A 20,063-nucleotide genomic window follows, 5' to 3' on the forward strand; every position below is an offset into this window, starting at 1 on the left:
TTTATGAAAATACAAATACTCCGGTTCTGTTTAGTTGTTAGTTGTCTTTTGGCCTATGTATCTCCGGTTAAGGCGTTAGAATGGTGGGAAAAGGTAGAGTATCTGACTTACTCGCCCCGTTATTTCGGGCCAAATGCCTTTCCGATTCCCGAGTTGGTAGGAGGAAGCCTGTCCAGCCGTTGTGAAGTGGAGCTTCGGGGGGAATATCATAAGACGCGAGGCGATCAGACGAAAGATATCTTTACCCGTTTGTACATTCCTGTCGTAAAGGGACGTGTAGGGGTGAATGTCAGTTGGGTATTCCAAGAATGGTATGAGATGTCGCCGGAAGTGCGGGATGAGCGTTATGCGGTAGAATTGAAATCCCCGATTGTTTGCCGGGGCGACGTGATCTTTAATTTTTATTTCCAAGCCCTCCGGAGCGAGAAATGGATGGATATCGTGGTAAGCGCCAACCTGAAAACCGCCAGTGGCGGACGCTTGTGCGACGCTCGTTATACGGATGCGGCCTCTTATTGGTTCGACGCCAATCTGGGACGTACGTTGTGGAAGCGGAAAGATGTAAACGCTTCGATCCGTGTGCAAGCTTTAGCGGGTTTTTATTGTTGGATGACTAACGATGTCGTTAATCGTCAGAACGACGCTTTCTGTTATGGGGCAGGTGTGTTAGGGACCTATCGGGGGTTCTCGTTGGATTGTAATTATGCCGGTTTCCGGGGATATCGGGATAATGGAGATAAGCCGATGATTCTACGGACAAAGCTAAATTATGAGCTTAAGAAAAATATCCTGTCCTTCCAATATAAACATGGAATGAAGGACCATCTTTATGATAGCTATTCATTAGCTTATATCCGTTGTTTCTGAATCTGTAAATAATCTATGCTTTCTTGATCGACCTGAATAACGTGGCGAAGCCATCTGTATAAGCCTTTACGCTGAAATCTTGGATGATATGCTCACGTGAGGCCTTGGCGAACGCTTCCAATCGCTCCGGGTTATCGATAAGCGAGCGGATAGACGCCGCCATTTTTTGAGGAGAAGAAGGCGGCACTAACAATCCGGTGACTCCGTCTATGATTAAGTCTCTTGCTCCCGGTATGTCTGTTACGATACAAGGAACGGAACAAGCCATAGCCTCCCGCACGACTCTTGGGGAGGCATCCCGGTGCGAGGGAAGTATAAACAACTGGGACGTGACCAGAAAAGAGATGGCGTCGGAACGCTGTCCCAGAAAATGAATTTGTGCGCTTACCTTCGACTGTTGGGCTAATTGGAAATCATTTTCTCCATATTCTCCCACGATCGTAAGATGTACCCGTGGATCATCCAATAAGATAAACGCATGAATCAAATCGGTTAAGCCTTTGAACGGCCTGTTCTTCGTCGCTCCGATATAGATGCAACGAAAGGCGTCGTCCGGAATATCGTCTGCTTGTTTGGGCGTACGGACTGCCTCCTTGATCCAATCGATATCAAATGGCTTTGTGCTGGTTGTTAGTCTTTTTCGTGCGATGAATCGGGAGAGATATTCCTCGATATCTTTGGTCTCGCATACGACATGCTCTACGGCGGGATTTAATATGCCTAGATAATAGGTCGGATCGAACCGCTTCAATTTAGCCTGCGTACCTCGGTATGCGATATTCTTCGCCCGTGTGCCTATGGAGGCGAATAGAGCGTTTGATAAACCGGAACTACTCGGTGAGTAGATAAGGTCGATCCGATAAGTCTTGATGATTTGGCGCAGGGCACGAATAACGTTCCAGTTGAACTTCGAGGTAATGACCGGCAGATCCAAAGGTGTACAATTCCCATAGATCTTTTTGTCGGTATACGATTGGGGAGAAGCGATATAGATGTTGAAGTCCTCAAGCTTGGACAATCCTTCCAGCATTTTGTAGGTCGCTATATCGGCTTCTTTATAGACTAAAAGTATATTCATTGTGTATGGATAAAATGGATTTGCTAAGATCGTGAGATATTCTCGTATACTCGCATGAAATGAGCCGCTAATACGTCGGGCATGAATCGCCGTATATTCTCTCGTCCGCCGGAACGCATGGATTCGGCCAGCTTCGGCTCGTTCAATACGGACTCTATCAAGCCGCGCAGCTCTTGCTCATTTCTCGGATCGGTATATAGAGCGGACGATCCGCCCGCCTCTTCCAGACAAGAACCGGTAGCCGCTATCACCGGAATACCGGCAAGTTGGGCTTCTAAGATCGGGATACCGAATCCTTCGAAAAACGAGGGATAGACAAATAAGGTCGCCATCTGATAGAAAGCGGCTAATTCGTTAAAAGGTATATGGGTCAAGATACGGATGCGACCGGACAGGTTGTTTTCCCGGATATAGGTCTCTACCGTATCCGTATAAGGCGTATGCTTACCGATAGCGATCACGGAGATATCTTCTTTCAGGGCTTTCAGGGCTTTTACCAGAAGCAATAAATTCTTCCGTTCCTCGATGCTCCCTACATATAATATATAAGGCCCGTTTATCTGATATTTCTCGCGTACGGACGATTTCACGTCTTCTTGAACCGCTTGCCCGAATATCGGGTCACAACCTTGGTAAATAACCTCGATCTTGCTTTCCGGAATGTGGAAGAAGTCCCGGATGTCTCGCATCGTCTGTCGGCTGATCGCTATGATCTTGTCCGACCGTAAACAAGCTTGCTTGAATTTGTAGGTATAGATGGAACGATCGATCGGTTTATAAAGCTGCGGGTAACGCAAGAAGATCAAGTCATGTATCGTTACGACCGCTGGGATTCCGTTCTGTTTTAGATTCATAGGAATCTCATTACTCAAGCCATGGAACAGATCTACGTGCTCTTTTCGAAGCGTAGTCGTTAGACCGGAGGTACGCCATAAAGACGGAAATAGTTTATCGAACCTGCCTTCCGGATAATGGAATGAGACACTTGGACGCTCCTCGATCCGTTTCCGTAACGCCTCTTTGCCTTTGCCCGGCGTATAGAGTTGATAGATATGCTCCGGGAAAGAAGCGGACAAACTATTCACTACGAACCGGCTATAATTACCCAGTCCGGTAGCGTTATGCGTAATCCGTTTTGCGTCGAAAGCGATCTTCATAGGCTTGAATTCGATATATTGGGCAAATATACGATATAATTTTAATTACCTTTACCTCATTTCCTTCCGAAATCCGCCGGGATCTCCCCCCATACGGATGTTTCCCATTTGAGGATCTGGGTGGTATAGGTATGGGTGTTCAACCATTTCTCGGCCCGCTCGATGAGCTCGAAGATAGGTTCGTTGATCGGTTTGCGTGCTAATAGGGTTTTGCATTTCTTTTTCTTGACCCAGCTGATGGCGTTGCGGCTATCCGAATAGATCGGCAGGTCGCTTCCCTTTTGCTGTAGCAAGGCGAGGCCGTGTACTAAGGCGAGGAATTCCCCGACATTGTTCGTGCCCTCCTTCAGCGGGCCGATATGGAAGATCTCTTGCCCGGTAGCGGTATAAACGCCTCTGTACTCCATATCCCCGGGATTACCGCTACAGGCGGCGTCTACGGCAAGACTCTCATTGATGGGGTTCCCGATCGGGGCTTCTGGCGCGAGACGGGCCACGGCTTTCGGGGAAGAGGCGGTCTTTAGGTAATGGGTATAGCCGGCCTCGAAGGCTTTGGCGGCTTCCTCCCGGTTCTCGAAGGATTTATATTTGGCTCCCTCTTGTCCGTCTACCTGTGCCTTGCATTCCGCCCAGTTATCATAGATTCCCGGGTTCAACCCTTTCCATACGACATAAAACTTATTCTTGGCCATGACTCTTACTCAAGATTTCTTGTGAGAATTGCGTATAGGTACCGAACGGCGCTCTTTTATCCTTGAAGAAACGGATCAAGGCGTCCAGCCTTCTTTCCATGCCGCAACCGGAATGGTTGGTCATGATAAACGGCAACTTTAGCTCTTTCCGGTCGCTCAAGGAGGTAAACTCCCACGGATGGAAATAGGTCAGGAAATAACCGTCCTCTTTCCAAGTCCAAAGCGCTAACTTACGGTACAAGGTGGCCGGAAGGTTATGGTAAGCCAGCCAAAACAAGGGGAAACGGACGATCGGGGTCACCGAGGCGGGCAGTTGCAATACGCCATCTTTCATGAAATAGGTGCGGGGTTGCCCCAGATGGTTATAACGGCCGGGAATACAAGTCGGGTTCAAGGACGAGTTGTATAAGTAACCGGCCTTATGGATCTCTTCTTCTTCGACGGGCATCATGCGGGCCATACGGAAACCGTTCACCGGTTGTCCGGTCAGTTCCTCCAATGCCTCTTTGGACTTGCGTAGATCGGGGGTCTCGAACGACGAGTGATAAAAACCATGCGAAGCGATCTCATGTCCACCCTTTTGGATGTCCAAGATCAAATCCTTCGCATGAAGGGCGAAGTTCGCCGTGCAAAAGAAAGTCGCTTTTACCCGGTGACGGGCCAGACATGCCAATATCTTCCGGGTTCCTTCTACGGAAGTGCGCATTTGTTCCTCGAACGGCAATTCCACGCCGTGTTCCAATGGAGCGTCAAACTCCTCGATATCAAAACTAAGTAATATCATGAATGTTAATTAATCTCTATGAAATAAGATGGATAAGAAGTTCAACGCTTCCCGCCGTAGGACTTTGAATCCCATATCGGATACCGCCAGTCCTTCTTTGATGTTCGCGTTGATCGTCCGTAAGTTTATCTCTTTCCGGCGACTTGCCTTATAGATAAATTCCGTATCGAATAGGAAGCTATTGATACGGGTCGTCAGGAATATCGCCTGTCCCGCTTGGCTGAATCCCTTCATGCCCCCTTGCGTATCCTTGATCTTGATCCGCAAGACCCATGTATTGCATATGTGGGACAGTTTGGATAACATTTGCCGGAAAGGAGGTAGATTATCCTGATAACTTTTGCTGCGGGTAGCCACGACTACGTCCGCTCCTCCTAGCAACGCCTCGACCATCCTGCCGAATGAGTCGTTTGTATATGGAAAATCGTAGTCTGTATAAATAATGTAAGGAGAGGTACATCGCTTTACCGCCTCTCGCAAGGCATATCCTTTTCCCCGGTTAGGCTTATAGTCCACGACGCAGACATCCGGTATCAATTGCCGGAGGCGGTCGATCGTCTCCGGCTCGTATCCCCGTCTCGAACCATCACTGACAATAAAAAGGTGGAAACGTACCGGGCTGAATAATCGCTCCACTTTGCGGAAATGGGTGGCTACTTGTTCCTCCCAGCCCGAAGGCGGGTTGTAACAAGGTAATACCAAATCTATGTCTGCTCGTGCGTTCATTCCATTTATGCCTTTACCGGATTATAACTCCTCGTACACATCTCAAATGTCAGCTTTAGCCAGATCAGCATACAAGGCAACGCTTTTAACGCATACGGGTATACATAATGCACTCGTATGTATTTCGGGAAAAGATCGGACGGAGACATGCTGGTCAATATAAAGGCGAAGACCATCAAGACAATATCCAATGTCGAACGTTTCCACGGTACAGCCGTATACCAAATAGCGACTCCGATAAACGCTATGATATAGGTACTGGACTCGCTACCCGTGCTGAACAGTACGACAAACATCAACACCGAGGCCAATAACGTTTTCCTGAAAGCCTCATATTTATATTGACTGATGCGTAGATAAGGCAGGCCGAATAATAGTAATCCTCCTATTATCAGATACATGTCCGAGTAACTGACCGATCCCGATATCTTACGAACCATTCCCAAGAAGGAAATGTTCTGCATGAGCGCGAATAAGTTCTCCGAATTTTTTCCGGATAAGTCCTCGAACCAACCGGTATATTGGGACATTATATAATCCGGCCCGGACAATATCATCGGGGCTACGACCATGACGACCGCCCATCCTACGCAAGATAGGCTGAACTTCATCTTATGGCGAGAGAAAAAGAAGAACGCCAATCCCGTGATCCCATACAATTTAGTAAAGGTACCCAACATGATCACGAAAGCGGCCCATACGTCTTTCTCTTTCTCTATCAATACGTAAGCGAGGACAATGATAGCGGCGATACTGATATTAAATTGCGACATGAAAAGCGAGGTAAGCAACTCGTGGGCACAGAACCAATAGATAAAGATACGTTCCCGCTTGATCCCCGGTAGCATCTTGACCGCCCAGAATAAGAAAAGGCTTTGCGCCACCGACCAAGTAAGCAGTCCTAACCATAACGGTGTAATGGCGAACGGAGCCACTACCAAGCTAAATACCGGCCCGTAGTGAAAAATATCGTTGTATTCTTCCGGATAGGCGGCATAGAGCGGTAACTCATTCAACGTATGCCAAAAGGATTGCCTGAAGATGGAGAAGTTGTTATATTTCCCGGGGAAATACTTGGTAATCCATGCGATAACCCCCAGCAATGCCCATAGCCCCATTAAGGTACTATATTTGCTGAAAAATGGCTTATGGATAATTGTATTGAACTTATCTATAAATTTCATCATCGAATCTACATCTGTCTACGGGGCAAAATTACATAAAAACGGTGACTTTTATGCGAGTTAAATAAAAATACTATTTTTGCGTCCAAAACTGGTAAGAGATTATTTATGAATGAAATGTTGAGATACACGATCATTCGTGTCATTCTGTTTGTAATGGGAGGCTTTCTTGTTCTCGGATGTTCGGATGAAGATGATGTGGATAATAGTGGAGGAACGAGTAAATATGGTTTAATACGGATGGCGGAGGAGGATTATGATTCGTCGAATACTTCTTATATCCTTCAGGATGAGGAACCGGACGAGGTTCTTTTCGATTCGTCGCAGCGAAAATTCAAGGTGAATGAACCTTTGCAGGTGTCGGTTACCGAGCAGAATGAGCTGATGCTTCGTTTCTATTCACCCAGGGCTATACATAACGTGATCGTATGGGCGACGATTGAAGGCTATGAGGACGAGGTACGGTTTGCGGAGTTTACTACGGTTTTACCTTTTCAGGAGTTTAAAATGAAGTTGCCTTTTCTGGAACAGGCGAAGGTTTATTATACGCGTTCCGGCGAGGAGGTTACCATAGAAGCCTATCCGGATATGGCGGCCGAGAATATAAGTTTGCGGATTGAATGTGGAGATCCGGTATATCAAGGAATGATTAACGTGAAACCAAAGTGGAATATTTGGTTTGGTAAGTATTCCGGTTCAAACTGGGGTAACTTCAGGCCACATCTGGCTCGTGAGGCGGTTGCCCTTTCCTTGAATATGGCGGCGATGTTTTCTTCCTCGCTTTTTGACGAGGAACTGGAGAAGTGGCGTGGTAAGCTGATAAATAACGAGCAAATCGTGGATATAGATGTATTGAAGAAAAAGATCTTGAATCATGGCGGATTGTGTTATGGGCGTGTGGTGAATGTTGTCGGCCTGGGCGGGGGAAATACCTTTGGATTAGGTGAATATGTCTATCTTACCCATTATGCGGATGATGCCAACGGGACTGATGTGCCGTATCATGAGCTGGCGCACTGCTTGGGATATGGGCATAGTGGGAATATGACGTATTATCCGGCGGAAGGAGGCTTCCCTACGATTTGTATGAAGGTTTACTCACAGCTTTCCGTGAGTAAGAAATTGCCGATTTATTCCCGCCGTTTCTTGCATACTCGGAGGAATAAGAACTTGGTAGAGAACAAAAGCGTGTATACCTCCTCGAAATACATTATCGATGATCCGGAACTGGATGCCATAGATGGTGGGCTTGGGCTTGCTCCGATGGAGACGGATAGAGCCGGCGATGAGGGTCCTTCTCTCTCATTTATACTTTCTGCCTTGGATATTCCCGGTGCCACTGTGGAAACTTTTCATCCGAAAGCGGTCCATCTTTATGGGAATACGCTATATGTAGCAAATGACGCTCCGGGACATTATAGTTTGGAGGTCTTTGATGTATCTTCCGGTAATGTGCGTCATGTGAAAAGTATGGTTGAGTGGATGAACGGAGATAAGAAAGAGACCTTTGCGGGGGAGCCAAACGGCGTGACTCGCTCGTATGGGAAAATATATGTCACGAATACGGGAAGCCGTACGGATGTGTTCGATGCGGAAACGTATGAGTTCATTACTTGTATCGGTACGGGTACTTGGGGTGAGGGTGGTTATCAGACCGTTCATGCGTTTGATGTGACGGCTAGTCAAGGGGCTGTCTTTATCCGGGATAAACGGAAACTGGTAGTTGTCTTGGAGCAAGATGTACAGCCCGGTTCCGCTGCTCGGGTACCTATATATAGCCGTAGCGTAAATTTACAAGAGGCAATGGGTACTTATGCGGTAGCGGCACGAAATGATGGCTTTTTGTATGTGACGGCCCAGAATAAAAATATGATCTATTTATTCGATCCTGCGGACATTCGGGCAGGGGACACGGGCTTTGCGCCGTATCTGGTGACATTGGGATTTGAAAAGTCTCCCCAGGCGATAGCGTTTGTAGGGGATCGTTTGTTTGTTACGCTTCGTGTCGATGATAAACGGTCGGAGCTATGGGAGATCAGCCCTAAGAACGGAAAATTATTGCAGGACTTTACAGATTCGATGGTCTATCCCGAGAAAATAGCCGGTGCTCGTCATACTTTATTGGTAGTGGATCGTGCGACCCAGACCGTAAAAGCCATTGGCCTATGATTTTTTTATTGATTCTTAGGAATAAAGAAGATAGAGTTCCCGGAAAAAGTTTACATTTGCGAAAACTATTATAATAACGTATGAAACGTGTTTTTTTGGTCGGATATATGGGAGCGGGCAAGACAACGGTGGGAAAGGAGCTTGCCAAGCTCGCCGGTCTTTCGTTCATAGATCTTGATTACTATATCGAAGGGCGTTATCATAAGGCCGTTTCGCAGATATTCGCCGAGAGAGGGGAGGAGGCTTTCCGAGAGATAGAACGGAATATGCTTCACGAGGTCGCTGAGTTTGAGGACGTGCTGATCTCCACGGGAGGAGGCGCTCCTTGTTTTTTCGATAACATGGAGTTTATGAACGCTTCTGGCACGACGGTTTACTTGAAGGTGTCAGTCGAGGAGCTGGCGAAGCGTCTGGAGTTGTGCAAACATACCCGTCCGGTGTTGAAAGGACGTTCCGGGGAGGAACTGAGGGCGTTTATCGCCGAGAGTCTGGAGAAAAGGAATCCGTTTTATACGAAGGCGTTCATAACGTTTGATGCCGAGAAGATGTTAACAGAATCTGATGTACATGACATATCGAACGCGTTAATGAAAATCCTATAGCATATGGAAGCGAACGACGGCCGGCAGGCACAGGGGGCCTATATCCCGCAGGAAGTATTGAAAGAGATCAGCAAGGTGAATAACCGTTTGCTTATCGGTATTCCTCGTGAACGATGCGAGGCGGAAAAACGTTTGCCGTTAACTCCGGAGGCAGTGGATATGCTGACCGATTGCGGTCACCGGGTGCTGGTGGAAAGTGGCGCCGGATTAGGCATCAACTATTCCGATAATCATTTCTCGGAGGCGGGGGCGGAGATCGTCGATACGCCCGCGGAAGTTTTCCAAGCGGATCTGATCTTGAAGATATTGCCTCCGTTGCCGGTGGAAATCGCGCTTATGAGACCTCGCACGACCGTTTTCTCATTGGTGCAGTTTAATTTATTCGCTCAAGAGGCTTTCGAGTTGATGATGGCGAAACGGATTACCGCTATCTCTTATGAGTTGATGGCGGATGAATATAATCGTTTCCCGGTGCTGAATGTCACTTCCGAGATCGAGGGGGCGGCTTCCATAACGATCGCTTCCGAGCTGTTGAGCAATACCCAAGGAGGTAAAGGGATCTTATTAGGCGGTATCCCGGGCGTATCCCCTACGGAAGTGGTGATCATCGGGGCCGGAAACGCCGGGACCGTGGCCGCGCGTGCCGCGTTGGCCTTGGGAGCATCCGTGAAAGTATTCGATGATGATATCAATAAATTGCGTATAATACAACAGGTCTTGGGGCAAGGGCTTTTTACTTCCACGTTCCATCCGAATGTGCTGCATAACGCGTTTCGTAGCGCTGACGTGGTGATCGGGGCGATGCGTTATATTAATACGAGACATCGCTATATTATCGCTACGGACTTGGTGCGTACGATGAAAAAGGGAGCTTTGGTGATCGATCTGAGGGTAAGCCAAGGCGGTTGCTTTGAGACGACTTGCTGCTTGTCGAGGGAAGATCCCGCGGTGTTCGAGCAATATGGGGTATTACATTATTGTAAACTGAATATCAGCAACCGGGTGGCTCGTACTACCTCGATGGCTTATAGTAATATATTCGTGCCTTTATTATTGTCGTTGGGCGACGCCGGTTCCGTGCAAGGAATGATCAAATCGGATAAGGGCTTTAGGGCGGGAGTATATATGTATTATGGGAAGACAGTGAATAGTTATGTGTCTAACCATTTTAATCTATCATCTAATAATCTTGATCTATACCTCTCTGCTTTTTGATGCGGAAAAGTTTTGAACTCGCAAAGTTTATGCTTTACTTTGCGGACGATCTAAATACCAATAAGCGATAAAGCTAATAAAGTATATTATGGCAGAACAGACAAAAGTTAAGACGCTGGAGAAGGTTGTAATTCGTTTCTCGGGAGACTCGGGAGATGGTATGCAGTTAACCGGTACAATCTTTTCAAACCTGTCCGCGGTTTTCGGGAACGAGATTTCTACATTCCCAGACTATCCGGCAGAAGTACGTGCTCCACAAGGAACACTAAGTGGTGTATCTGGATTCCAAGTGCACTTGGGATCGCGCAAGATCTTCACACCCGGTGATAAGGCCGACGTATTGGTGGCCATGAATCCCGCCGCGCTGAAGGTGAACGTAAAACACCTAAAACCCAATGCGATTGTTTTAATCGACACGGACTCTTTCAAGAAAAGTGATTTGGATAAGGCCTTGTTTACGACCGATGATCCGTTTACTGAGCTGGGATTGACTGGCGTGCAGGTTGTTGCCGCTCCGATCTCTACGATGGTAAAAGACGGATTGGTTGAGTTTGGCTTGGACAATAAATCGGCTCTTCGCTGTAAGAATATGTTCGCCTTAGGACTTGTTTGCTGGTTGTTCGAGCGTCCGCTGGAGGAGGCTATGCACATGTTGCAGAATAAGTTCGCTAAGAAACCGGTTATCGCCCAAGCTAATATCAAGGCTTTGACGGACGGTTATAATTATGGTAATAACATCCATGCCTCGGTTTCTACGTATCGTATCGAGAGTAAGAAAGCCGAGCCCGGATTCTATACGGACGTGAATGGTAATAAGGCTACTTCCTATGGTTTGATAGCCGCTGCCGAGAAGGCTGGTTTGCAGTTGTTCTTGGGTAGTTACCCGATCACTCCGGCTACTGATATTTTACATGAATTATCTAAACGTAAGGATTTAGGCGTTATCACGGTTCAGGCCGAGGATGAGATCGCCGGTATCTGTACTTCTATCGGAGCTAGTTTCGCCGGTTGCTTGGCGGCTACGTCTACTTCCGGACCGGGTCTTGCCTTGAAGAGCGAGGCGATCGGTTTGGCTGTAATCGCTGAGTTGCCTTTGGTGATTATCGATGTTCAGCGTGGCGGTCCTTCTACAGGTATGCCGACGAAGAGCGAGCAAACGGACTTGATGCAAGCGCTGTATGGCCGTAACGGTGAGAGCCCTGTAGTGGTAGTCGCCGCTTCTACGCCGACCGACTGTTTCGATGCTGCTTTCTGGGCTAGTAAGTTGGCCGTGGAGCATATGACTCCGGTTATCTTGTTGACCGATGCCTTTATCGCTAATGGTTCTTCCGCTTGGAGAATTCCGGAAATGGATAAATATCCGGAGATTAAGCCGAATTACGTAGCTAATTATCAAGACGAGAAAGTTTGGAAGGCGTATCGTCGTAACAAGGAAAGCTTGGTTCGTTACTGGGCGATTCCGGGAACGGAAGGTTTCGCTCATCGTCTGGGCGGTCTGGAGAAAGACTACGAGACGAGCGCTATCTCTACCGATCCGGCTAACCACCAGAAGATGGTGACGACCCGTCAGGCTAAGATCGATAAGATCGCCGACTATATCCCCGAACTGGAAGTGATCGGAGATGAGGACGCTGATTTATTGATCGTTGGTTGGGGTGGAACCTACGGACACCTTTACGAGGCGATGGAGACGATGCAGGAGAATGGCAAGAAGGTGGCTTTCGCTCACTTCAAGTTTATCAACCCGCTGCCTAAGAATACGGCTGAGGTTCTTTCTAAGTATAAGAAAGTGGTGGTGGCTGAGCAAAATAACGGCCAGTTCGCTAACTATTTACGTGGAAAGGTACCCGGATTTAACCCGTATCGCTTCAATCGTGTAAAGGGACAACCTTTTGTCGTTGCGAGATTAGTTGAGGAATTCACTAAAATATTGGAGGCTTAAAAGATGACAACAGAAGAAACTAAATTTCAACCGAAAGATTATAAAAGCGACCAGTACGTACGTTGGTGCCCGGGTTGTGGCGACCATGCGGTACTGAATTGCCTGCATAAGGCTATGGCCGAGGTAGGAGTGGCTCCTCACAATATGGCAGTTATCTCAGGTATCGGCTGTTCTTCCCGCTTACCTTATTATATGAATACGTATGGCTTCCATACGATCCATGGTCGTGGAGCGGCTATCGCTACCGGCGTAAAGACGGCTCGCCCGGACTTGAGCGTGTGGTTGATTACGGGTGATGGCGACTGCTTGGCTATCGGCGGTAATCATTTTATCCACGCTGTCCGTCGTAATATCGACTTGAATATCGTTCTTTTCAACAATAAGATCTATGGTTTGACGAAGGGGCAATATTCCCCGACATCCGACCGTGGTTTTGTATCCAAGAGCTCTCCTTATGGGACGGTGGAAGATCCGTTTATCCCGGCCGAGTTGGCGTTGGGTGCCCGTGGTAATTTCTTCGCCCGTACGATTGACGTGGATTTGAAGAATACGACCGAGGTATTGACGGCTTCCGCCCGTCATAAAGGCGCTTCCGTTACGGAAGTGTTGGTAAACTGCGTGATCTTTAATGATGGTATCCATAAGGGGATCGTTGATAAGGCATACCGTGCGGATCGTACGATTTTCCTTCGCCATGGCGAGAAAATGGTTTATGGCGCTAACATGGATAAAGGTCTTGTGCTAGATGGCCTAAAACTGAAATCCGTAACGATCGGACAAGATGGTTATACGATGGATGACGTATTGGTACACGACGCCCATGAGAAGGATAACACCTTGCATATGATGCTTGCCATGATGAGCGGTGATATGCCAATTGCGTTAGGCGTAATACGAGATGTGGAGGGACCGACCTATGATGAGGCTGTTCACCAGCAAATCGAGGAGGTACAAGCGAAGAATCCTACACGTAAATTACACGACCTTTTGATGAAAGGTGAGATTTGGGAGGTAAAGTAATATATTTCTGATCGGATATAAGAGAAGGCGCAAGATATTTATCCTGCGCCTTTCTTATATTTATACGCTGGATTTGTTTGTGCGGAAAAAAGTATATATCTTTGTTTCAGTCACAATAAAAGCGAATACCTATGATGACGACTTCGGAAATAGTTGAGATGCTAGCTAAAAGTATATGATTTGTAAACTCCATATTACAAATAGACTAAGGGTTTTGTTAATTGCATGGAAAAGAGTAATTATTACTGAAAAATTTCCTTAATAAGCTGTGTACGATAAAAAAAAATATTACTTTTGTACCGCGGTTAACAAGGTGGAGTCGCAGCAAGCTCCAAAAGGTCGGAAAGCCTCACCGTATCGAACTAGAGTAGAGAGAAAAGTTATATAAAGTCAATCATTTAAATTAAATTCAAGATGGCTAATTTAGATTTAAGCAAGTACGGAATTGTTGATGTGAAAGAAATCGTTCACAATCCGTCTTATGATGTTCTGTTCGCAGAAGAAACTAAACCGAGTTTGGAAGGCTTCGAGAAAGGCCAAGTAACTGAGCTAGGTGCTGTAAACGTGATGACTGGTATTTATACAGGTCGTTCTCCTAAAGATAAATTTTTCGTAAAGAATGAAGCCAGCGAAGATTCTGTATGGTGGACTTCTGATGAATATAAGAATGATAACAAGCCTTGTTCTGAGGCTGCTTGGGCAGACTTGAAGGCTAAAGCCGTAAAAGAATTGTCTGGCAAACGTTTGTTCGTTGTCGATACATTCTGTGGCGCTAACGAGGCTACTCGTTTGAAAGTACGTTTCATCATGGAGGTTGCTTGGCAAGCTCACTTCGTAACTAATATGTTCATCCGTCCGACAGCTGAGGAATTGGCTAACTACGGCGAACCTGATTTCGTTTCTTTCAACGCAGCTAAGGCTAAAGTTGACAACTACAAAGAATTAGGCTTGAACTCTGAGACTGCTACTGTTTTCAACTTGAAGACTAAAGAGCAAGTTATCTTGAATACTTGGTACGGTGGTGAGATGAAGAAGGGTATCTTCTCTATCATGAACTACTTGAACCCGTTGCGTGGTATCGCTTCTATGCACTGCTCCGCTAACACGGATAAAGAGGGCAAGAGCTCAGCTATCTTCTTCGGTTTGTCTGGTACTGGTAAGACTACTTTGTCTACGGACCCGAAACGTTTGTTGATCGGTGACGATGAGCACGGATGGGATAACGAAGGTGTATTCAACTACGAGGGTGGTTGCTACGCTAAGGTTATCAACTTGGATAAAGAGAGCGAGCCGGATATCTACAACGCTATCAAACGTGACGCTCTTCTTGAGAACGTAACAGTTGCCGCTGATGGTAAGATCGATTTCGCTGATAAGTCAGTTACAGAGAACACTCGTGTTTCTTATCCGATCTATCACATCGAGAACATCGTTAAGCCGGTTTCTAAAGGCCCGCACGCAAAACAAGTTATCTTCTTGTCTGCTGACGCATTCGGTGTATTGCCTCCAGTATCTATCTTGACTCCGGAGCAAACTCAATACTACTTCTTGTCTGGATTTACCGCTAAATTAGCAGGTACAGAGCGTGGTATCACGGAACCGACTCCTACATTCTCCGCTTGTTTCGGTGCTGCTTTCTTGTCATTGCACCCGACAAAATACGGCGAAGAGTTGGTTAAGAAGATGGAAATGACTGGCGCTAAGGCTTACTTGGTGAACACAGGTTGGAACGGTAGCGGCAAACGTATCTCTATCAAAGATACAAGAGGTATCATCGACGCTATCCTTGATGGTTCTATCAACGAGGCTCCGACAAAGAAGATCCCGTATTTCGACTTCGAGGTTCCGACTGCATTACCGGGCGTAGATCCGAAGATCTTAGATCCTCGCGATACCTATGCTGATCCTGCTCAATGGGATGAGAAAGCGAAGGATTTGGCTGCTCGCTTCCAGAAGAACTTCGCTAAGTTCACAGGCAACGAAGCTGGTAAGGCATTGGTTGCTGCTGGTCCTCAGTTATAATTGCTTAAAAAACCTTGATTAAAAAAGGTCAAGGTTTAAAAATATCTTTATAAAAAAGCGTGGAATTACTAATTCTGCGCTTTTTTTATGATAACTGCGTTAATTTTATTATAAATGTGAAGTAGTTTTAAAAAATATTCCTACCTTTAGACCGGATTATCTGTTATAAGAAGAGCTTAAAAAGGAGTAATGATAAAAAAACTGACACTTATTATTGGCTTTATAATTTGTTTGTCATCTTGTGGCAAGGATTATGTCTATCGGATTGAAGGGGAACTTTCTAATCTGGAAGATCAAACCGTATATGCTGTATTTGAGAAGGATAATTATAAAGTAGTTGATACAGTGGCTTGTACGAAACCCGGGCAGTTCCAGATCGATCAAAATGAAGCGGGTTTCCATTGTGTGACTATCTTCTTCGCGGATAAAGAGCATTGGGTTACGGCTTATCTGGAACCGGGAGAAACCGTAAAAATCACGGGCGACGCTAACTCTCCATTGCTATTGCAGGTAAAGGGGGGACGGACAAATGATAAGTTGACCGCTTTTAAGAAGAAAATCGCTCCTTTATTGACGGAATTGACAAATTTATCAAATTCTTTAAATAGCAAGGATTTGAACGATACGATCGAGGAGACGGATATCGCCGCTCGTTTGGCGAATGTTAATATGCAATTGAGCGAGGAAGCGATCCGGTATGTGAAAGAGAACCCGAATGAAGAGGCATCCGTTGTCTTGATTCAATCTTTTTTCTCAGATCCCGATGATACTCGTAAAATTGATGAGTTGTTGGCGTTGTTGAATCCAAGGTTGAAAGACTTTTATCTGGTGAAGGAGCTGGAGCAATATAGCGCCCGTGCGAAACGTACGGCTTTGGGTGCGGAAGCCCCAGATTTCTCCGTAAGGAATATTTATGGGAATACGGTAAGTTTGGACTCTTTCCCGCAGAAATATTTATTGCTGACGTTTACCGCTCCTTGGTGTGATATGTGCCAGACAGAGGATCTATATCTGGATAAGGTAGCGATGAAATATCCGAAAGATCAGTTGGATATTCTTTTGGTTAGCTTGGACGATAATCCGGATAATGTCCGGGATGTACTGAAGAAGGATAGTATAGCGTGGAATCTGGTAACAGATTCGGCCGGACAAGCGGCTATGTTGATAGATCTGTATAACGTAAGCGTATTGCCACGCTGTTTCTTGATAGATGAGGATCATAAGATCTTGATGAAAACAGAGAATGGAATCGAGATCAAGCAAACACTGGAGAACTTGTTCGAAGACTGAGCGATTGAAAACAGGAGGTTCCGGTTTTAATTTGTAATTAGTAACTCAAAATTCTTAACTATGTTAGTAAAATCTTATGCCGCTGCCGTGCAGGGGATTTCCGCTACGGTCGTTACCGTAGAAGTGAACTGTTCCAAAGGTATCCAATTCTTTTTAGTCGGTCTTCCGGACGTGGCTGTTCGTGAGAGCCATGAACGCATTATCTCGGCTCTTCAAGTATGTGGTTATAAATTCCCCCGTAATCGTATCGTTATTAATATGGCCCCCGCAGATATCCGTAAGGAAGGGTCTTCTTATGATCTGCCTTTGGCGATCGGTATTCTGGCGGCGGCAGAGCAGATAGATTCATCCAACTTATCCAAATTCGTATTGATGGGCGAACTTTCTATGGATGGGAGCCTCCAACCGATAAAAGGGGCATTGCCTATCGCTATCAAGGCTAGGGAAGAAGGCTTTAAGGGCTTTATCTTACCCAAGCAAAACGCTTGTGAGGCTGCGGTGGTGAACGATCTGGAAGTGTATGGAGCTTCGAATATCAAAGAGGTGCTGGAGTTTATGGAGGGGAAACCTACATTGCGGCCTACGGTTATTGATACCCGTAAGGAGTTTTACGACCGCCAGCAATTGTTTGATTGCGATTTCTCCGATGTCCGGGGACAAGAGAACGTGAAGCGTGCGATGGAGGTGGCCGCAGCCGGCGGACATAATCTGATCATGGTAGGTCCTCCCGGAAGTGGCAAGTCGATGTTGGCGAAACGTCTCCCCACGATCTTGCCCCCTTTTACCTTGCATGAGTCCTTGGAAACAACTAAAATCCATTCCGTAGCCGGTAAGATAGGAGGTGGCGCCTCCTTGATGGTACAACGTCCTTTTCGCTCTCCCCATCATACGATCTCTAATGTCGCCATGGTAGGAGGTGGCACTTTCCCGCAGCCGGGAGAGATCAGCTTGGCTCATAATGGTGTCCTTTTTTTGGATGAGTTGCCGGAATTTAACAGGAGTGTCTTGGAAGTCATGCGGCAACCATTGGAAGATCGAGTGATCAATATCTCCCGTGCCCGTTTCACGGTGGAATATCCGGCCGGCTTTATGCTTGTGGCCTCCATGAATCCTTGTCCCTGCGGCTACTACAACCATCCGGACCGTCCTTGCCTCTGTTCTCCCGGAGCCGTCCAGAAATATATGAACCGCATTTCCGGCCCTTTATTGGACCGTATCGATATTCAGATAGAGATTGTCCCTGTCCCTTTCGAGAAGATATCCGAGCAACAGCCCTCAGAGCCTAGTATCGCTATCCGTGAGCGGGTCATAAAAGCCCGTGCGATCCAGGAAGGGCGTTTTGCCGCTTATGAGGGTGTTTATTGTAATGCCCAGATGAACTCCAAGCTACTCCATCAGTACGCCGTTCCCGACGCTTCCGGCCTCTCCATCCTCAAAACCGCCATGCAACGTCTCTGCCTCTCCGCCCGTGCCTATGACCGTATCCTGAAAGTCTCCCGCACGATAGCGGACTTGGATAATTCGGAACATATCGAAGTCCGGCATTTGGCGGAGGCGATACAGTATAGGAGTTTGGATAGGGAGAATTGGGGAATGTGAGTATCAACTTAACTATTCCGATATTCCTGCGGGCTCATACCCACGTGGCGCTTGAAGTATTTCCCGAAAAAAGACATATTCGTGAAATTAAGGGCATAGGCTATATCGTGTATGGAAAGGTTTGTTGATTTCAGCTGAGCCTTTGCGTCCATGATTACCATGGAGGTGATGATCTCCACGCAAGTTTTTCCGGTGGTTTGTTTGATAATGCTGCTTAGATGCGCTTGTGTGATGCCAAGCCGCTTGGCATACCATGCAACGGATCGTTGCATGGTGTAGTTTTGCATTACTAGTTGTGTGAAGTTCTTGCTGATTTGCTCTGCTTTAGAGAGATTTGCCTTATCTGTCATTTGATCTTTATACATGGAGCTAACCCCCATTAATATACCGCCAAACAGATGATTGATAACATTCCTGTTCAATTGGGAGCCACAAATATCGTACGTCTTGATCAGCAACTCGAAATAATCTTTCAACAGAGGTAGTGCTTTTTCTTTTGGTTGATAGATCGGATTTTCTTTCACGATATAGTGCATATCTATGCCCGATTTACTTGCGCTTGCCTTACTAAGGAAATCGGACGAGAATCCCATGAAATAGATTTGCAGATCTCCATCTACCTTATGAATCTGGAAAATGCTACCCGGTAAGATCGTGATAAAACTTCCTGGTTCTACCTTGAACTGCGTCAAGTTGATAGAAGCCTCCACCTCTCCTCCCAGACAGAGCACGAAGATCCCCGCTTTCAGCCGGCAGGGATAATTGGCGTAGAGGTTCAGCAATCCAATATCTCCGGCCGTGAGCTTCCCGATGACCCAATCTTGGGGCAGGTCTATTTTAGGGATGTCTTTTTCCATGTCTCTCTTATCATTCCTTAAGCATGAATACTTGACAAAAGTAGATATTTTCAAAGACTTGTCGTGTCTTTTCGCAGAATATTTCTTGTACTTGGTAGGATTGAGCTCCGCTTTTGCCGGAAAGCACATTTGTTATCGGAATTCTTTCTTTTGTGACGTTTTGATCAAAAGGATCCGTATATCGTGACAAGACTGTTCTCTAGGCTTCCAAAAATAGTGGGAGTACACAGGTAATAATCGGCCTTTTTTGTGAGAAAACCGTGTTTTGGATACCTTTTAGGCGGCGAAAGTACGCACGATAGGTGTCGTTGGGCAATGCCGATACTGCCGTTGGGCATCGTAAGTAGCCGAGAACTGGATCGTGAGTAGTTGCGAATGGGCATTCGTATACTGGTATAACCCGATTCTTGCCCCCGGATCTCCCTTTTTTACGCTTCGAATATGAATTAGCATGAATTGTTTTCGCTAGAATAAAAGGCCGTTTTGGGCTATAGAACTATTAAACAGTGGATTGCGGTTTTTTTCTTGAAAATTTGGGAGCGGCACGTACTTTTACCCGGAATAATCGATTCTTCGGGAGTTAAGATTACAAATTGTCATTTTGTAACGATCTTTCTTCCACGATCAAGGCGATGGCTTGTCGCTTTGTGCTATTTGAAAAAGAGAACAGAGGCTTACAAAAATCGGACATAGTTGTTTTCTTAAACACTTCTGTATGTGTGGGAGTGAGAAGTGAAATCTAAAAAAGAGAATAGGTAATCATATAAACAGACCTTGTACGTGTTGTTGGGATGTTGTTCTTTTGCAGTTGAATTTGGGTTTGAATATCCTTATTGTTGAGGAGTGAGTATATTAAAGA

At 46.2% G+C, this 20,063-nt stretch carries 17 protein-coding genes; 9 read left to right on the top strand and 8 right to left on the bottom strand.

Annotated features, from left to right (window positions below):
• The first annotated feature begins 3 nt into the window (after positions 1 to 3).
• Complete coding sequence (locus D7V92_RS13220) at positions 4 to 867, top strand: hypothetical protein (protein WP_121773047.1); 864 nt, start codon at positions 4 to 6, stop codon at positions 865 to 867.
• Positions 868 to 880: 13 nt separating this feature from the next.
• Here the strand turns inward: D7V92_RS13220 and D7V92_RS13225 are convergent, their stop codons facing one another.
• The 6 genes from D7V92_RS13225 to D7V92_RS13250 are packed head-to-tail and all read right to left on the bottom strand — an operon-like array spanning position 881 to position 6,491.
• Positions 881 to 1,945, bottom strand: a complete 1,065-nt coding sequence (locus tag D7V92_RS13225) for a glycosyltransferase (RefSeq protein WP_121773048.1) — start codon at positions 1,943 to 1,945, stop codon at positions 881 to 883.
• 23 nt (positions 1,946 to 1,968) lie between these two features.
• Entirely contained in the window at positions 1,969 to 3,102 is a 1,134-nt protein-coding gene (locus D7V92_RS13230; protein ID WP_121773049.1) for a glycosyltransferase family 1 protein, read from the bottom strand.
• Positions 3,103 to 3,158: 56 nt separating this feature from the next.
• Positions 3,159 to 3,794, bottom strand: coding sequence for a viroplasmin family protein (locus D7V92_RS13235; protein ID WP_005864047.1), 636 nt, complete (start codon positions 3,792 to 3,794; stop codon positions 3,159 to 3,161).
• Entirely contained in the window at positions 3,781 to 4,578 is a 798-nt protein-coding gene (locus D7V92_RS13240; RefSeq protein WP_036618936.1) for a polysaccharide deacetylase family protein, read from the bottom strand. The genes D7V92_RS13235 and D7V92_RS13240 overlap by 14 nt, the downstream gene beginning before the upstream one ends.
• 9 nt (positions 4,579 to 4,587) lie before the next feature.
• The gene (locus tag D7V92_RS13245) at positions 4,588 to 5,304 is read right to left on the bottom strand and encodes a glycosyltransferase family 2 protein (protein WP_121773050.1); all 717 of its coding nucleotides are present in this window, start codon (positions 5,302 to 5,304) and stop codon (positions 4,588 to 4,590) included.
• A gap of 5 nt (positions 5,305 to 5,309) precedes the next feature.
• Entirely contained in the window at positions 5,310 to 6,491 is a 1,182-nt protein-coding gene (locus tag D7V92_RS13250; RefSeq protein ID WP_008774333.1) for a glycosyltransferase family 87 protein, read from the bottom strand.
• A 105-nt stretch (positions 6,492 to 6,596) separates the two neighbouring features.
• On the opposite strand from D7V92_RS13250, the gene D7V92_RS13255 reads away from it, so the two are divergent.
• The 8 genes from D7V92_RS13255 (at position 6,597) to D7V92_RS13290 (ending at position 18,347) form a co-directional block, all read left to right on the top strand.
• Entirely contained in the window at positions 6,597 to 8,657 is a 2,061-nt protein-coding gene (locus D7V92_RS13255) for a hypothetical protein (protein ID WP_121773051.1), read from the top strand.
• A gap of 80 nt (positions 8,658 to 8,737) precedes the next feature.
• Positions 8,738 to 9,259, top strand: coding sequence for a shikimate kinase (locus tag D7V92_RS13260; RefSeq protein WP_121773052.1), 522 nt, complete (start codon positions 8,738 to 8,740; stop codon positions 9,257 to 9,259).
• A 3-nt stretch (positions 9,260 to 9,262) separates the two neighbouring features.
• Positions 9,263 to 10,474, top strand: a complete 1,212-nt coding sequence (locus tag D7V92_RS13265; RefSeq protein ID WP_121773053.1) for an alanine dehydrogenase — start codon at positions 9,263 to 9,265, stop codon at positions 10,472 to 10,474.
• An 88-nt stretch (positions 10,475 to 10,562) separates the two neighbouring features.
• Positions 10,563 to 12,416 carry a 2-oxoacid:acceptor oxidoreductase subunit alpha gene (locus D7V92_RS13270; RefSeq protein WP_121773054.1) on the top strand — a complete coding sequence of 618 codons (1,854 nt, stop codon included), beginning with the start codon at positions 10,563 to 10,565 and terminating at the stop codon, positions 12,414 to 12,416.
• Between the two features lie 3 nt (positions 12,417 to 12,419).
• Complete coding sequence (locus tag D7V92_RS13275) at positions 12,420 to 13,436, top strand: 2-oxoacid:ferredoxin oxidoreductase subunit beta (protein WP_005860730.1); 1,017 nt, start codon at positions 12,420 to 12,422, stop codon at positions 13,434 to 13,436.
• A 414-nt stretch (positions 13,437 to 13,850) separates the two neighbouring features.
• Positions 13,851 to 15,458, top strand: a complete 1,608-nt coding sequence (gene pckA, locus D7V92_RS13280) for a phosphoenolpyruvate carboxykinase (ATP) (protein WP_005860732.1) — start codon at positions 13,851 to 13,853, stop codon at positions 15,456 to 15,458.
• Between the two features lie 189 nt (positions 15,459 to 15,647).
• Positions 15,648 to 16,748: a TlpA disulfide reductase family protein gene (locus D7V92_RS13285; RefSeq protein WP_036633470.1), complete on the top strand. Its 1,101-nt coding sequence runs from the start codon at positions 15,648 to 15,650 to the stop codon at positions 16,746 to 16,748.
• 60 nt (positions 16,749 to 16,808) lie between these two features.
• Positions 16,809 to 18,347, top strand: a complete 1,539-nt coding sequence (locus D7V92_RS13290) for a YifB family Mg chelatase-like AAA ATPase (protein ID WP_121773055.1) — start codon at positions 16,809 to 16,811, stop codon at positions 18,345 to 18,347.
• 8 nt (positions 18,348 to 18,355) lie between these two features.
• Here D7V92_RS13290 and D7V92_RS13295 read toward each other — a convergent pair whose 3' ends face one another.
• The gene (locus tag D7V92_RS13295) at positions 18,356 to 19,204 is read right to left on the bottom strand and encodes an AraC family transcriptional regulator (protein ID WP_008774338.1); all 849 of its coding nucleotides are present in this window, start codon (positions 19,202 to 19,204) and stop codon (positions 18,356 to 18,358) included.
• A 276-nt stretch (positions 19,205 to 19,480) separates the two neighbouring features.
• A complete protein-coding gene (locus D7V92_RS22085; RefSeq protein WP_158598891.1) occupies positions 19,481 to 19,657 on the bottom strand; it encodes a hypothetical protein in 177 nt (58 codons plus the stop codon).
• Positions 19,658 to 20,063 lie beyond the last annotated feature (406 nt).

Source organism: Parabacteroides sp. CH2-D42-20 (assembly GCF_003670185.1).
In the GTDB taxonomy this organism is placed as follows: Bacteria; Bacteroidota; Bacteroidia; order Bacteroidales; family Tannerellaceae; genus Parabacteroides; species Parabacteroides distasonis.